The 13,318-nt window shown below is 60.2% G+C and carries 16 protein-coding genes; 9 read left to right on the top strand and 7 right to left on the bottom strand.

The features are described from left to right. Positions 1–127: 127 nt before the first annotated feature. A complete protein-coding gene (locus AC3WJW_RS17490; protein WP_056728649.1) occupies positions 128–484 on the bottom strand; it encodes a BON domain-containing protein in 357 nt (118 codons plus the stop codon). Positions 485–916: 432 nt separating this feature from the next. Then, positions 917–1,339: a pilin gene (locus AC3WJW_RS17485; RefSeq protein ID WP_493726797.1), complete on the bottom strand. Its 423-nt coding sequence runs from the start codon at positions 1,337–1,339 to the stop codon at positions 917–919. 227 nt (positions 1,340–1,566) lie between these two features. On the opposite strand from AC3WJW_RS17485, the gene AC3WJW_RS17480 reads away from it, so the two are divergent. Genes AC3WJW_RS17480 through yacG form a run of 4 tightly spaced genes read left to right on the top strand, consistent with a single transcriptional unit; the run spans position 1,567 to position 4,475 of the window. Beyond that, a complete protein-coding gene (locus tag AC3WJW_RS17480; protein ID WP_493726796.1) occupies positions 1,567–2,784 on the top strand; it encodes a type II secretion system F family protein in 1,218 nt (405 codons plus the stop codon). A gap of 1 nt (position 2,785) precedes the next feature. After that, the gene (locus AC3WJW_RS17475) at positions 2,786–3,658 is read left to right on the top strand and encodes a prepilin peptidase (RefSeq protein WP_218502377.1); all 873 of its coding nucleotides are present in this window, start codon (positions 2,786–2,788) and stop codon (positions 3,656–3,658) included. Then, on the top strand, positions 3,655–4,278 hold the full coding sequence (coaE, locus tag AC3WJW_RS17470) for a dephospho-CoA kinase (RefSeq protein ID WP_218480316.1): 624 nt from the start codon (positions 3,655–3,657) through the stop codon (positions 4,276–4,278). Before AC3WJW_RS17475 ends, coaE begins: the two co-directional genes overlap by 4 nt. Next, entirely contained in the window at positions 4,275–4,475 is a 201-nt protein-coding gene (gene yacG / locus AC3WJW_RS17465; RefSeq protein ID WP_007970539.1) for a DNA gyrase inhibitor YacG, read from the top strand. Before coaE ends, yacG begins: the two co-directional genes overlap by 4 nt. An 18-nt stretch (positions 4,476–4,493) precedes the next feature. Here the strand turns inward: yacG and AC3WJW_RS17460 are convergent, their stop codons facing one another. Next, a complete protein-coding gene (locus tag AC3WJW_RS17460) occupies positions 4,494–5,183 on the bottom strand; it encodes an energy-coupling factor ABC transporter permease (RefSeq protein WP_493726815.1) in 690 nt (229 codons plus the stop codon). Positions 5,184–5,254: 71 nt separating this feature from the next. Further along, a complete protein-coding gene (locus tag AC3WJW_RS17455) occupies positions 5,255–6,187 on the bottom strand; it encodes a LysR family transcriptional regulator (protein WP_493726795.1) in 933 nt (310 codons plus the stop codon). Between the two features lie 121 nt (positions 6,188–6,308). On the opposite strand from AC3WJW_RS17455, the gene AC3WJW_RS17450 reads away from it, so the two are divergent. After that, a complete protein-coding gene (locus tag AC3WJW_RS17450) occupies positions 6,309–6,551 on the top strand; it encodes a DUF2790 domain-containing protein (protein WP_008052099.1) in 243 nt (80 codons plus the stop codon). 9 nt (positions 6,552–6,560) lie between these two features. Here AC3WJW_RS17450 and AC3WJW_RS17445 read toward each other — a convergent pair whose 3' ends face one another. From AC3WJW_RS17445 to AC3WJW_RS17435, 3 genes are read right to left on the bottom strand one after another with little or no spacing between them, the layout of a single operon-like run. Further along, positions 6,561–7,829 (bottom strand): OprD family porin, encoded by a 1,269-nt coding sequence (locus AC3WJW_RS17445; protein WP_493726794.1) that lies wholly within the window; start codon positions 7,827–7,829, stop codon positions 6,561–6,563. Between the two features lie 16 nt (positions 7,830–7,845). Then, positions 7,846–9,066: a benzoate/H(+) symporter BenE family transporter gene (locus tag AC3WJW_RS17440; RefSeq protein WP_493726793.1), complete on the bottom strand. Its 1,221-nt coding sequence runs from the start codon at positions 9,064–9,066 to the stop codon at positions 7,846–7,848. Between the two features lie 3 nt (positions 9,067–9,069). Further along, complete coding sequence (locus AC3WJW_RS17435; RefSeq protein ID WP_493726792.1) at positions 9,070–10,413, bottom strand: aromatic acid/H+ symport family MFS transporter; 1,344 nt, start codon at positions 10,411–10,413, stop codon at positions 9,070–9,072. A 218-nt stretch (positions 10,414–10,631) separates the two neighbouring features. Here AC3WJW_RS17435 and AC3WJW_RS17430 point away from each other — a divergent pair, with 218 nt between their 5' ends. The 4 genes from AC3WJW_RS17430 to AC3WJW_RS17415 all read left to right on the top strand — a co-directional run. Further along, the gene (locus AC3WJW_RS17430; RefSeq protein WP_007970534.1) at positions 10,632–11,258 is read left to right on the top strand and encodes a DUF1780 domain-containing protein; all 627 of its coding nucleotides are present in this window, start codon (positions 10,632–10,634) and stop codon (positions 11,256–11,258) included. Continuing rightward, a complete protein-coding gene (locus tag AC3WJW_RS17425) occupies positions 11,255–11,782 on the top strand; it encodes an MOSC domain-containing protein (protein WP_493726791.1) in 528 nt (175 codons plus the stop codon). Before AC3WJW_RS17430 ends, AC3WJW_RS17425 begins: the two co-directional genes overlap by 4 nt. A 53-nt stretch (positions 11,783–11,835) precedes the next feature. After that, complete coding sequence (locus tag AC3WJW_RS17420; RefSeq protein ID WP_007970531.1) at positions 11,836–12,009, top strand: DUF3094 domain-containing protein; 174 nt, start codon at positions 11,836–11,838, stop codon at positions 12,007–12,009. A 60-nt stretch (positions 12,010–12,069) separates the two neighbouring features. Then, a partial coding sequence (locus AC3WJW_RS17415) for an NAD(P)/FAD-dependent oxidoreductase (protein WP_493726790.1) occupies positions 12,070–13,318 on the top strand: 1,249 nt, incomplete at its 3' end.

The raw sequence follows: 13,318 nt of genomic DNA, 5'->3' as shown, positions 1-13,318 counted from the left end.
CAAAAATGCACGGGGCCTGTGGTGGCCAACATCCGTTTGGCCCTTCGCATGAACACTCAGGTTGCAACAGACGTATGACTCAGCCCGTCTGTCGCGCCTTCTCCCGGTCCAGGCGAGAAGTCTTGCCTTACTCGGCTTTCAGGCCGTCAGCGGAGACCGCTTTGACGCCTTTGATTTTCTTGGTGATGGCCACAGCCATTTCCTTTTGCGAATCGGTCACGGCGGTGGTCGACGACAGCGATACCACGCCTTTATTGGTTTCAACCTTGATGTCGCTACCTGGGATGCCTTTTTCGGTCATCAGGTCAGCTTTGACTTTGGTGGTGATCCAGGTATCGGAAGTAGCTTCTTTCGCTTCGGTCATCTCACCGGCAGCCAGCACCATTGGCGACTGGGTTGCCTGGGTGGTTTGAGCAAACGCGGCGTTGGCCATGGTCAGGGTCAGCGCGGTAGCAGCAGCGGCAGTGATAGCGAACTTCTTCATACGAGTAACTCCTGTTTTTCGGAAAGTCTGCCGGGTGTCTTGTCGGCAGGGTTACCAGGGATATTGCGAACGCTGTGCCAACTTTTAAATTGACAATAAAGCCTTATAAATCAATGAATTATAAAATCAGCCAATTTTCGGAATCATGCAAAATGCACGAGATGCACAAACACTGCATGCAAGTTGCGGGTTTATGGAAAGTTCCTAAGATGCTGAAATTTCTGAGCTTTATCTGGGATTTTTGACGACGGGTCGACAAACAGGAAAAACCCCACAAAAGCGGTAATGCTCACTATCTGTGGCGAGGGAGCTTGCTCCCGCTGGGGCGCGAAGCGGCCCTGAAAATGGGACTGCTGCGCAGTCCAGCGGGAGCAAGCTCCCTCGCCACAGATGAACAGCATTACGCAAAAGCGGGGGAATTGATTGAGCAACTCATGCCGCAGAACCGGAACACCCTTTAGGCAAGTAATCCTGGGAAACACTGCTCTTGCATGACCAGCCTTTGGTTTCGTCCCGTGTCAGGGTGACGGTTTTACCCTGGACCACCCCCGGGGCATTGTGCAACGTACAAACGATTGATCCCGCGCCCTCCGGCGTTGTAGCCGTCACAGACAGGGTGCAATGGGTGGTCGATGCCGCACCGGCGGGCGCCACATTGGCAATTGTCGGGGTGTCCCCCTGATTGATCACATCCTCGAACGGCACCTTCATCGCAGTCAGCTCGGCCATCGCCGCCGTGACCTTGGCTCGGGCCTGATACTTGGAATACATCGGCAGGCCCAGTGTTGCCAGGATCCCGATGATCGCCACCACGACGAGCAACTCGATCAGGGTAAAACCTTTCTGATTGTTCATGTACAAGCTCCATGCATGAGTCGAAGGCTCATGACCTGCCCCTTGGCAGCACAGCCTGTGCCAAGGCCGGAAGCCCCTGTTGGCAGGGGACCTGGTAGCCGTCAGGCCTTTTCCTTCTACCAGGACCCGCACTATCTGACGTTTTTTGTCACCTCACCCTTGCGGGTTTGGCCCCATCCTTTGACTAGGCTATAAGAGCAATTCAATCGGAATACCCAGGACTGAACATGGCGGTCAAGGCAGCGAAAATCAGCGTGTATGCATGGGAAGGCATCGACCGCAAAGGTACAAAAGTGAACGGTGAACTCAGCGCTCAAAACCCGGCGCTGATCAAGGCGAAACTGCGCAAGCAAGGCATCAGCCCCGGCAAGGTTCGCAAAAAAAACCCATCGGTTTTCAGCATGGGCAAGCGTATCAAGGCCCAGGACATTGCCCTGTTCACCCGGCAAATGGCGACGATGATGAAGGCCGGCGTGCCGTTGTTGCAGTCCTTCGACATCATCGGCGAGGGCTTCGACAATCCGGTCATGCGCACGCTGGTGGACGAACTGAAACAGGAAGTTGCGGCAGGCAGCAGCTTCGCCGCCGCCCTGCGCAAGAAGCCCCGGTATTTCGATGAGCTGTATTGCAACCTGGTGGATGCCGGCGAGCAGGCCGGTGCCCTCGACACCCTTCTGGAGCGGGTCGCGACCTACAAGGAAAAAAGCGAATCCCTCAAGGCCAGGATCCGAAAAGCCATGACCTACCCGCTGGTGGTGGTGTTCGTCGCGGCGATTGTCACCGGGATTCTGCTGGTCAATGTCGTGCCGCAGTTCGAGTCGGTGTTCAAAGGCTTTGGTGCCGAACTGCCGGCCTTCACCGTGATGGTCATTGGCCTGTCGCAATTCATGCAGGCCTGGTGGTGGGTGGTCCTTGGCGCGCTGCTCACGATGGCCTTCGGCGTGCGCCACGCCCTCGGGAAGTCCCCGGCCTTGCGTGACCGGATGGACACCTGGCTACTGAAACTGCCGCTGGTGGGCACCCTGATGCACAAGTCCGCCGTGGCCCGGTTCGCCCGCACACTGTCGACCACTTTCGCTGCCGGCGTGCCGCTGATGGAGGCCCTGCAATCAGTGGCCGGCGCGACCGGCAATAGCGTGTTCAAGCGCGCGGTGTTGCGTATCCGGCAAGACGTTTCGACCGGCATGCAGTTGAATTTCGCCATGCGTACCTCCGGCGTCTTTCCGAACATGGCGATACAGATGACGGCCATCGGCGAAGAGTCAGGCACCCTGGACGCCATGCTCGACAAAGTCGCGGGATTCTACGAAGACAGCGTCGATAACATGGTCGATAACCTCACCAGCCTGATGGAGCCGTTCATCATGGTGGTGCTGGGTGTTATCGTCGGTGGACTGGTAGTTGCCATGTACCTGCCCATCTTCCAACTTGGCTCAGCGATCTGACATGCCCTTGAATGAAATCCTGATTCACTCTCCGCTGGCCTTTGTCCTTCTCGCAGGCATCACCGGCCTGCTGGTCGGCAGTTTCCTCAATGTCGTGATCTGGCGCCTGCCGAAAATGCTCGAACGCGACTGGCGTGAGCAGGCCCATGACATTCTCGGGCTGCCAGGCGAAACGCCGTTGCCGACCTACAACCTGTTGCTGCCTCACTCCCAGTGCCCGCACTGCGGTCACCGAATCCGCGCCTGGGAAAACATCCCGCTGCTCAGTTATGTGTTTTTGCGCGGCCGCTGTTCTGCCTGTGCGGCAGCGATCAGCCCGCGCTATCCGTTGACCGAACTGGCCTGCGGGTTGTTGTCGGCGTTTGTTGCCTGGCACTTCGGCTTCGGTTGGCCGGCCGCCCTCGTGCTGGTCCTGAGCTGGGGGTTGCTGGCGATGAGCCTGATCGACGCCGAACATCAGATATTGCCGGACGTACTGGTGCTGCCGTTGATTTGGCTGGGGTTGATCGTCAACAGTTTCGGCCTGTTCGTGTCGTTGCACGAAGCGCTTTGGGGAGCGATCGCCGGCTACGGCCTGCTGTGGTCGGTGTTCTGGCTGTTCAAACTGATCACCGGCAAGGACGGCATGGGCTACGGTGATTTCAAGCTACTGGCAATGCTGGGCGCCTGGGGTGGCTGGCAGATTTTACCGCTGACCATCCTCCTGTCCTCGCTGGTGGGAGCAATCATCGGGTTGATCACCCTGCGCTTGCGCCATGCAAAAACCTCGACGCCTATCCCTTTCGGTCCCTATCTGGCCATTGCCGGCTGGATTGCCTTGCTCTGGGGTGGTCAAATAACCGACCTCTATTGGCAGTTTGTCGGTTTGAAATGAATACCCCTGTGGAAAAACCCTGGATTCTCGGCCTGACCGGCGGCATCGGCAGCGGTAAAAGCGCGGCCGCCCAACACTTCATCGATCTGGGCGTGCATGTGGTCGACGCCGATCATGCCGCTCGCTGGGTCGTTGAACCCGGCCGCCCGGCACTGGCACAAATCGCCGAACACTTCGGCCCCGGCGTGTTGCAGGCCGACGGACAACTGGACCGCGCGGCGCTACGCAAATTGATCTTCGAAGTGCCTGAAGAGCGCCGCTGGCTGGAGGCCCTCCTGCATCCACTGATCGGCGAGGAAATCGCTCATCACCTGGCGCTGGCAAAATCACCTTATGCGATTCTGGTATCGCCGCTGCTGATCGAGTCCGGTCAGTACGCCATGACCCAACGGGTGCTGGTGATCGATGCCCCGGAACAATTGCAGATCGAACGCACCCTGCACCGTGACCAGACCAGCGAGCAGCAAGTCCAGGCGATCCTCAAGGCCCAGTCCAGCCGCCAGGATCGCGTGAGCCACGCCGACGACGTCGTGGTCAACGACCGCGACCTTGCCTGGCTGCACAGCGAGGTCGAACGCCTGCATCACTTTTATCTTACTTTGCGCGGAGGCCAGTCATGAGCCAACCAACAACCGTCGAATGCCCAACCTGTGGCGCCCCTGTGGAATGGACCGCCGAGAGCAAATTCCGGCCATTCTGCTCCGATCGCTGCAAACTGATCGACCTGGGCGCCTGGGCGTCCGAAGAACACAAGATTCCAGTGGCTCCCGATGCCGAGGACGAGATGTTCAGCGGTGACTTCGACCCGCGCCACTGATCCACCGGGTCGACGATTTCAGGGCTTGGGATCGTCGTCCTTCCAGGGGGCCGAGAGGTAGCGGGTGCGGTTGAACGTCTCAAGCCACTCCGGACAAAACACGACCAGCGCACTGACGATCATGCCGTTGATAAACGCCTCGGGAAAAATGATCAGCCAGAGATATCCGACAAAGTCTTCCAGCCAGTACGGCATGGCAAAACGCTCGTCGAACCATAACAACCAAAGCGCCAGCAGCAGACACAGCAACGCCGACAGCGCGGCGGCAAAAAATCCGGAAACGAAGATATACACAAAGGGATTTCGTGGCTGCGCCCGCTCCACCAGGATCGCGCAGCACTCGGTGACCAGCACCGGCAGCGCAATCAACAACGCACCATTGACCCCGACCGCCGCCAGGTCCTGGCGCCCGAGCAGCACCAGCCCCGTTTGGGCAACCAACCCGCCGAGCAGCGCCAGCGGCCAGTCCAGCAGTAGCGTCACCGCTGTCATGCCGATGAAGTGGTAAGACACGCCGGTATCAAAGTCGCGCCGCACCAACCACAACAGAAACAGCGCAAACACCGTTCCAAACAGCAGATGCTGACGACGGCTGTCGGTGAACAGTTCAACCCACGGCGCGCGCGCGATCGCCCAGATCAACACGGGCACATAGATCAGCCAGCCGACCGCAAGGGTCTGCGATGACAGCAACTCTGCACCGATCATGGCTACGCGCGACTCCTTGGCGAAAGACAAATGACACTCAGTCTACACCGCCGCTCGCCTGCCCTTCGACTTCAAGCCCAATGCCGCGGATCGTTCATCACCACGTCATGTTCGGCAAACAGCTTCGGCAGCTCAGACTTGAGAAAGTCCACCCAGGTGCGGACCTTGGCATCGAGAAAGCGTCGCGAAGGATACAGCGCATACACATTGCGCTCGCGCAGGCGCCATGCAGGTAACACGCGCAGCAAAGTGCCGTCGCTCAAGGGCCGCGTCGCGGTGTAGAACGGCAGCAGGCTGATGCCCATGCCCGCCTCCGAAGCCTTGACCATCGACTCGGCAACATTGCACTGAAAGGTCTTGGCCGGGCTGACGGCGTGCTCGCCGTGCTCATCCTGGAAAAGCCATTGATCGCTGTACAACGGGTCGAGCATGCGCAGGCATTGATGATCGTTCAGCGCCAGCGGCTGCCGCGGCACACCCCGGCGTTGCAAGTAAGCCGGGGAGGCACAGGGCACGCTGTAGATCTGCCCGACGGCCTGCGCAACCATTTGCGAGTCGGCCAGTTCGGGCGCTATCGAAATCACCACATCGTGCCCCTCCTCCAGCGGATCGGGATTGAGCTGCGACAAGGTCAGCTCGAACACCACATCGGGATAAAGCTCGCTGTAGCGGGCGATCAACGGCGTGAGCAGCACACCCAGACCGTTCATGCTGTGCACCCGCAGGCGTCCGGCCGGGTTGATATGAGCGCCACGGGCCTCGGCCGTCGCCTCATCCATGGCGTCGACGATTTGCCGGCTGCGCAGCAGGAAGCGCTCGCCGGCGTCGGTCAGGCGCAAGCGCCGCGTGGTGCGTTGCAGCAGACGCGCCTGTACATGCTCCTCCAGATCCGCCACCAATCGGGATACCTGCGCGGTCGACAGATCCAGCGCATCGGCAGCCCCGGTGAAACTGGCGCAATCCACCACCCGGATGAACACGCGCAAGTTGTTAAGCACATCCATAAGCCCCCCTCGGGCGATGACTGTTACGGTTTATGTAAGGCTGCATCCGCCGTTCGCCCCTTTATCCGTCGGTGGCAAAGACTAAAATTCAAACATCACGAACAACACGGAGCACGCCAACATGAAAACGTTGATCAGCCTGTTGCTGACCGTCATCGCCACCTCGGCCATGGCCGCTGACAACGAACCGCTCGCAGTCCTGTACAACCCGGCGCAGCCACTGGACATCGCCAAGGTGGTTTCGGTGTCCGACACCGCGACCGCGTGCGGGGTTGTACCGGCGACCATGGAGTATGTCGATCATCAGGGCCAGACCCACCGCGTGACCTATAACGTCATCGGTGATTGCACCAGCAACCTGTGATCAATGGGTTCACAGCAAGGTCCAGGTGTAGCTGAGGATCAAGCGGTTCTCGTCGATATCACTGCGGTAGTTTGAACGCGCCATCGCGTTGCGCACACGGATGCCAAGGCCTTTGAGGCTGCCACTCTGCAACACATAGCCGATGTCCAGGTCGCGCTCGCGATCCTTGCCTTCATAGCCCTTGCCGGTATCGACGTTATTGCCGCTGATGTAGCGCACGGTACTGGTCAGCCCCGGTACGCCGAGCGCCGCGAAGTCGTAGTCGTAGCGCGCCTGCCAGGAACGTTCATCGGTGGAGGCGAACTCGTAGGTCGGCACTTCGTTGCCCAGCGGCGAGATGTTGGCAAACACCCGTGGAAATGCGCTGTCGCCGAACATGCCCTGATAGCCGACGTAAAACGTATGACCGCCACGCTTGGCCGACAGCAACGAGAAGAACGCCTGGTTGTCGATGTTGCCCAGCAGCTTTTTTCCGTCCTCGCGCGAATCGTAGTAACCGAGGTTGGCGCCGAGGGTCCAGTCGCCCACCGGTTCACTGTGCTTCAAACCCAGAAAACGCTGGTTGTAGATATCTTCCAGTTGCCCGTACCAGGCGCTGACCGAGCTGCGCTTGTCGTTGAAGGCATAATCAGCGCCGGCAAAATTGAAACCGTCACTGCTGACCTGGCGCTGCGGCACGTACCCCAGCATCGCCTGCATCTTTTCGTCGCCCGCCTCGTTGCGCAGGCTGGTTGAACTCAAGTGACCACCCTGCAGCGTCAGGCCATTGATCTCGCTGGAGGTGATGCTTGCGCCCTGATAACTCGGTGGCAGCAGGCGGATATCGCTGAATGCCAACACCGGCAGATTGGGTTGCAACTCACCGACTTTCAGCTCTGTTCTGGAGTAGCGCATCTTCAACGCGCCTTCCAGGCGGCTGTAGTTGTCCGCCGCGCGGCCGTCGTCCTGCACCGGCAGCAAACCGGTATTGGTCCGGTCCGGAGCGCTGTCGAGCTTGAGGCCGAGCTGGCCGATGACGTCCACCCCAAACCCGACGGTGCCCTGGGTGTATCCGGACTTCACGTTGAGGATGAAACCCTGGGCCCACTCTTCAGCCTTCGATTGCTGGTTGGCGCCGACGATGTCGGAATAGTCGCGGCTGAAGTAGTAATTGCGCGCCTGCAACGTCGCGGTGGTGTCTTCGACAAAGCCGGTTTGCGCCGCCATCGCGCCTGTGGAAAAACTCGAGACGACAGCCAGGGACAACGCCGAACCGGTTGTTGGTTGAATCTGCTTCATCGTTTTTCTCTTATTGTTATTGATCGACTGGTTGAAGGACTTCAGTTGCAGTGGATTCGCGACGGGGAACGGGACGACGGACGCTCAACAGCACATGGGTGACCATGCCGAAAATCAGCCCCCAGAATGCCGCCGACAAACCGAACAACGACATGCCCGAAGCCGTGACCAGAAAGGTCACCAGCGCGGCTTCACGATCGCTCGGCACCGCCATCGCGCCCGTCAACGCGCCGGCAATGGCGGCGAACAGGGCCAGCCCGGCCAGCGCCGCGATCAATTCTTTGGGGAACGCTGAAAACAGCGAGACCAGCGTGGCGCCGAAGATCCCCAACAGCAGGTAGCACAGGCCGCCGACGACTCCGGCCACGTAGCGTTTGCGAGGATCTTCGTGGGCTTCGCGACCGGTGCAGATCGCCGCGGTGATCGCCGCCAGATTCAGCCCATGGCAACCAAAGGGCGCCAGCAGTGCCGTGCCCAGCGCGCTACTGGCGATGATCGGGCTCGCCGGCGTCGGATAACCGCTGGCGCGCAGCACCGCCATGCCAGGCACGAACTGACCGGTCAGCGCCACCATCACCAGCGGCAAGGCGATGTTCAGGATCGCGCCCAGGCTGAACTCGGGCGTGATCCACACCGGCGTGGCCAGGCCGATCACCAGCGCTTCACGGTGCAAATCACCGGTGAACGCGGCAATCGAACAGCCCACCAGCAGCACCATCATCACCGCATAACGCGGCATCACCCGCTTGCAGATCAGGTAGCAGGCAAACATCGCCAGGACCAGCACCGGCTTGTGCTGCATCGACACGAACAAACCGGTGCCGAAACTGAACAGGATCCCCGCCAGCATCGCCGCCGCGATGGCAGCGGGCAGCTTGCTGATGATCCGGTCAAAAGCGCCTGAGATGCCAACCAGGAAAATGATCAGGCTGCTGACCAGATAAGCCCCCACCGCCTCTGCCATGGAGATGTCCGGCAACAGCGTCACCAGCAACGCCGAGCCCGGCGCCGACCAGGCGATGATCACCGGAACGCGGTAGCGCAGGCTCAAACCGACACCGAGCACGGCACTGCCAATGGAGATCGCCCAGATCCAGGACGACAACACGTCCCGCGAAAGATGCGCCGCTTCTGCCGCCTGAAAGATGATCACCAACGGGCCGGCATAGGAAATCACCGTGGCAATGAATCCAGCCACCGCGGCTGACAACGAGAAGTCCTGGAAAAACGCTTTCATGACTCAGGCACCGGTCGCTGACAACGCAGGGTTGAGACCTGCAGCGCTGCGCCGGCTGCTGATGGCGAACACGGTCATGGCCAGGGCCGCCACCGCACCGGGCACGGCAAACGCCATGAAGTTCAGTTGCAGAGGCAGGCTGATCCCGAGCAAGGCGCCACCCAGCAGCGGACCGACGATGGCCCCGTTGCGCCCGATGCCCGACGCCCAGCCCAGACCGGTAGAACGAATCGTCATGGAATAAAACTGCGCGGCGCAGGCGTACAGGAGAATCTGCGAGCCAATGGTGGTGGCACCCGCGATGGCGATCAGCAGGTACAACACCGGCATCGGGCTGTTGAAGCCCAACAGGGTGATCGACACCGCCGCCATGGCGAAAAACACCGCCAGCACCCGCGGCAGATTGAGTTTGTCGCCCAGCACCCCGCCACCGACCGCACCGAAGATCGCCCCGAAATTCAACACCAGCAGGAACGACAGGCTCGAACCCAGGCTGTAACCGGCGTTGGCCATCAGTTTCGGCAGCCAGGAACTCAGCGCGTACACCATCAACAGGCAGCAGAAAAACGCCAGCCACAGCATCAGCGTGCGCAGCGCACGGCCTTCACGGAACAGCTGCAACACCGGGGTGCCCGTGCCTTTCACCTCGGCCATGTGCAATTGATCGGAGGTTTGCGCGACGCAGGCCGGATCGATGCGCTGAAGAATATTGCGCGCCTCTTCATGACGCCCCTGACGCAACATGAAGCCCACCGATTCGGGCAGGAAATACATGATCAGCGGCAACAACAGCAACGGCAGGACCGCCACGTAAAACACCGACTGCCAGCCGAAACTCGGGATCAGCACAATGCCCAGTCCGGCGGACAGCATGCCGCCCACCGAGTAACCGCTGAACATGATCGCGACCAGAGTGCTGCGGATTTTTTTCGGTGCGTACTCGTTCATCAGTGCCACGACGTTAGGCATCACGCCGCCAATGCCGAGTCCGGCAATGAAGCGACAGAGGCCAAACTCCGTGGGGTTGCGGGCGAAACCATTGAGCACGGTGAAGCCACTGAAGAGCATCACGCAGATCGTGATGGCTTTTTTGCGGCCGATCCTGTCCGAGAGCGGTCCGAAGAACAACGCGCCGAACATCATGCCGAACAGTGCATAACTGCCCAGTGCACCGGCTTGCAGAGGACTGAGCCCCCACTCTTTCATCAGCATCGGCAAGACCACGCCGTAGATCACCAGATCGTAACCGTCGAAGATGATGATCAGGGCACACCAGAACAGCACCATCCAGTGAAAGCGGTTGAAACGAGCGTTGTCGATAACCTCATGTACGTCGATCTTGCGCATGGCATCTATCTCTTGTTGTTGTTTTTTAGAGCGGCGGTAACACGGCTTACGTCCGTACAGCCGAGGGTAGAGCCGCCCGACACGTGGCAATAGCCAGTGCGCGCAGATCACTATCCGTTTTGTGCAGGGCCCTGAAACGGGCATGGGAACGGAGGGCAATGAGCCTCTCCGACAAATTGTCTTCTTTGCGATCACATTTGAACGCTAAGCTTGGGCCTATGGATGACTCAGATTATTTACGCCTGCTGACCATCGCGGCCGAGCAAGCCAACGCGTTTTTGTCCAATGCCCGCAAATGGGAGCGTGAGCGTTGGGTGTGCCAGCGCCTGTTGCAAGGTTTGAACATCCCCTATCGTGCTGATGAATTCGCCCCCGCCGGGGAGCCGCCGGACGTGTTGTTTCGCGATGCCAGTTTCGAGGTGTTCTTCGTGCTCGACGAGGGCCGGCGCCTCAACGATGAATGGCGCGACGAACTGCAGCGCCGACGCAGCGCGTTTTCCCTGAGCCAGCTGGTACGCCGCGAGGCCAAGCCACGACGCATCCCCGCCAACGAGTTCTTGCTGCGATTGGCGCCGACCTTGCGCAAAAAAGCGCACAACTACAAAGAGCGCGGCATGGATCTGGGCGAACTGGACATCATTGCCTTCGCCAGCCTCAAACGCGAAGTGCTGGACCTCAACAGCCATTTCCCACCGCCGACCGAGTACCTGCGCCAGGGCTGGCGTTCGCTGTCCCTGGTTGGACCGACATTCGCCCGCGTGCTGTTCGCCCACCCGGATGCACCGGACTTCTTGCGCAGCAACCTGGGGCGCAGCATTGTCTTTGACGTCGGGATCAGCCTGTGAGCCCGCTGCAGGCGCTGATCGCCGAGGTGCCGCAACAAGGTCGTGTACGCTGGATCGGCGTGCGCCCGCAATCACGTTCGGCAATGCTTGAACTCGATGCCGTGGAAGCGCGCCTGGAGGCCGGCCTGACCGGCGACCATGCCCGCCCCGGCGTGCGCAATGCGCGGCAGGTCACGCTGATTCAGTGGGAGCATCTGGCGGTGATCAGTTCACTGATGGGGCGTGCACTCGATCATCCGGTCCGGCCTGAAGATCTGCGGCGCAATCTCGTTATCAGTGGCATCAACCTGTTCAGCCTCAAGGGCCGCCGCTTCCGGATTGGCCAGGCAACGTTCGAAACCACCGGCTGGTGCCAACCCTGCGCGCGCCTTGAAAGCAACCTGGGCATCGGTACCTTTCAGGCCGTGCGCGGACATGGCGGAATCACTGCCCGGGTGTTACAAAGTGGAATCATTCGCCTGGACGATATCGTCAGCGTCGAACCCGTTCCAGACAGCGGCTATGCTGCGTTCAACCCTGGGTAAAAACACTGTAGCTTCTACACATTCAGCAACGTCTACCTTTGACGAGGCCCGATATGACCAGCCGCCTGAACCCCGACGACCAAAAGCATGTCGAAGAGTACCTGCAGTTGTCCCAGCACCAAGTCGAGCGCCGGCCTTTCCGGCCGTGGATGCTCCTTGTACTGGTATTGGCAGTGACCATTGGTCTGGGCCTATTGAGCCGACTTATCAGTTACCTGACGCTATGAGCTGCCTTGCGCTCGCGCGGTTGACTGCACCGATTTCTTTTAGCCTTGCGAGTTATCCCCATGTCCCATCGTATTGTCATTGTCGGCGGCGGCGCCGGCGGTCTGGAGTTGGCTACCCGTCTGGGTAAGACTCTGGGCAAGCGCGGTACGGCCAGCGTGATGCTGGTCGACGCGAACCTGACCCACATCTGGAAACCTTTGTTGCACGAAGTGGCAGCCGGGTCCCTGAACTCTTCCGAAGACGAACTCAACTATGTCGCCCAGGCCAAATGGAACCACTTCGAGTTCCAGTTGGGGCGCATGAGCGGGCTCGATCGCGCGAATAAGAAAATCCAGCTGGCCGCCACCTACGACGAGGCCGGTCTGGAACTGGTCCCGGCCCGCGAAGTGCCTTACGACTCGCTGGTGATCTCCGTCGGCAGCACCACTAACGATTTCGGCACCCAGGGCGCAGCGCAACACTGCCTGTTCCTCGACACCCGCAAACAGGCCGAGCGTTTCCACCAGCAACTGCTCAATCACTATTTGCGCGCGCACGCCGGCCAGACCGATGCAGTCGAACAAATCAGCGTGGCCATCGTCGGCGCCGGTGCCACCGGAGTCGAGCTGGCCGCCGAGCTGCACAACGCCGCCCACGAACTGGCGGCCTATGGCCTGGACCGGATCAAACCGGAAAACATGCACATCACCCTGATCGAAGCCGGTCCACGGGTGCTGCCGGCGCTACCGGAGCGGATTGGCGGGCCTGTGCATAAAACTCTGGAGAAACTCGGGGTCAACGTCATGACCAATGCCGCGGTCAGCGAAGTGACGGCCGACAGCCTGATCACCGCCGACGGCAACGAAATCAAGGCCAGCCTGAAAGTCTGGGCCGCGGGGATTCGCGCGCCGGGTTTCCTCAAGGACATCGATGGCCTGGAAACCAACCGCATCAATCAGCTGCAGGTGCTGCCGACCCTGCAAACCACTCGCGACGAGAACATCTTCGCCTTCGGCGACTGCGCCGCCTGCCCGCAACCGGGCAGCGACCGCAATGTGCCACCACGCGCCCAGGCCGCTCACCAACAGGCATCGTTGCTGGCCAAATCGCTGAAACTGCGCATCGAGGGCAAGCCCCTGCCGGAGTACAAGTACACCGACTACGGCTCGCTGATCTCACTGTCGCGTTTTTCGGCTGTGGGTAACCTGATGGGCAACCTCACCGGCAGCGTGATGCTCGAAGGCTGGCTGGCGCGGATGTTCTACGTGTCGCTGTACCGCATGCACCAGATGGCACTGTACGGCCCGTTCCGCACGGCGATGCTGATGC

The sequence above is a fragment of the Pseudomonas sp. GW821-FHT07G06 genome, assembly GCF_058986625.1.
The sequence above is the reverse complement of the archived record's forward strand: the minus strand, read 5'-3'. Positions and strand labels throughout refer to the sequence as shown.

Bases quoted from the DNA above. Each gene is read 5' to 3' on its own strand.
- AC3WJW_RS17490 (WP_056728649.1), bottom strand. From the start codon at position 484: ATGAAGAAGTTCGCTATCACTGCCGCTGCTGCTACCGCGCTGACCCTG.
- AC3WJW_RS17485 (WP_493726797.1), bottom strand. From the start codon at position 1,339: ATGAACAATCAGAAAGGTTTTACCCTGATCGAGTTGCTCGTCGTGGTG.
- AC3WJW_RS17480 (WP_493726796.1), top strand. From the start codon at position 1,567: ATGGCGGTCAAGGCAGCGAAAATCAGCGTGTATGCATGGGAAGGCATC.
- AC3WJW_RS17475 (WP_218502377.1), top strand. From the start codon at position 2,786: ATGCCCTTGAATGAAATCCTGATTCACTCTCCGCTGGCCTTTGTCCTT.
- coaE (WP_218480316.1), top strand. From the start codon at position 3,655: ATGAATACCCCTGTGGAAAAACCCTGGATTCTCGGCCTGACCGGCGGC.
- yacG (WP_007970539.1), top strand. From the start codon at position 4,275: ATGAGCCAACCAACAACCGTCGAATGCCCAACCTGTGGCGCCCCTGTG.
- AC3WJW_RS17460 (WP_493726815.1), bottom strand. From the start codon at position 5,183: ATGATCGGTGCAGAGTTGCTGTCATCGCAGACCCTTGCGGTCGGCTGG.
- AC3WJW_RS17455 (WP_493726795.1), bottom strand. From the start codon at position 6,187: ATGGATGTGCTTAACAACTTGCGCGTGTTCATCCGGGTGGTGGATTGC.
- AC3WJW_RS17450 (WP_008052099.1), top strand. From the start codon at position 6,309: ATGAAAACGTTGATCAGCCTGTTGCTGACCGTCATCGCCACCTCGGCC.
- AC3WJW_RS17445 (WP_493726794.1), bottom strand. From the start codon at position 7,829: ATGAAGCAGATTCAACCAACAACCGGTTCGGCGTTGTCCCTGGCTGTC.
- AC3WJW_RS17440 (WP_493726793.1), bottom strand. From the start codon at position 9,066: ATGAAAGCGTTTTTCCAGGACTTCTCGTTGTCAGCCGCGGTGGCTGGA.
- AC3WJW_RS17435 (WP_493726792.1), bottom strand. From the start codon at position 10,413: ATGCGCAAGATCGACGTACATGAGGTTATCGACAACGCTCGTTTCAAC.
- AC3WJW_RS17430 (WP_007970534.1), top strand. From the start codon at position 10,632: ATGGATGACTCAGATTATTTACGCCTGCTGACCATCGCGGCCGAGCAA.
- AC3WJW_RS17420 (WP_007970531.1), top strand. From the start codon at position 11,836: ATGACCAGCCGCCTGAACCCCGACGACCAAAAGCATGTCGAAGAGTAC.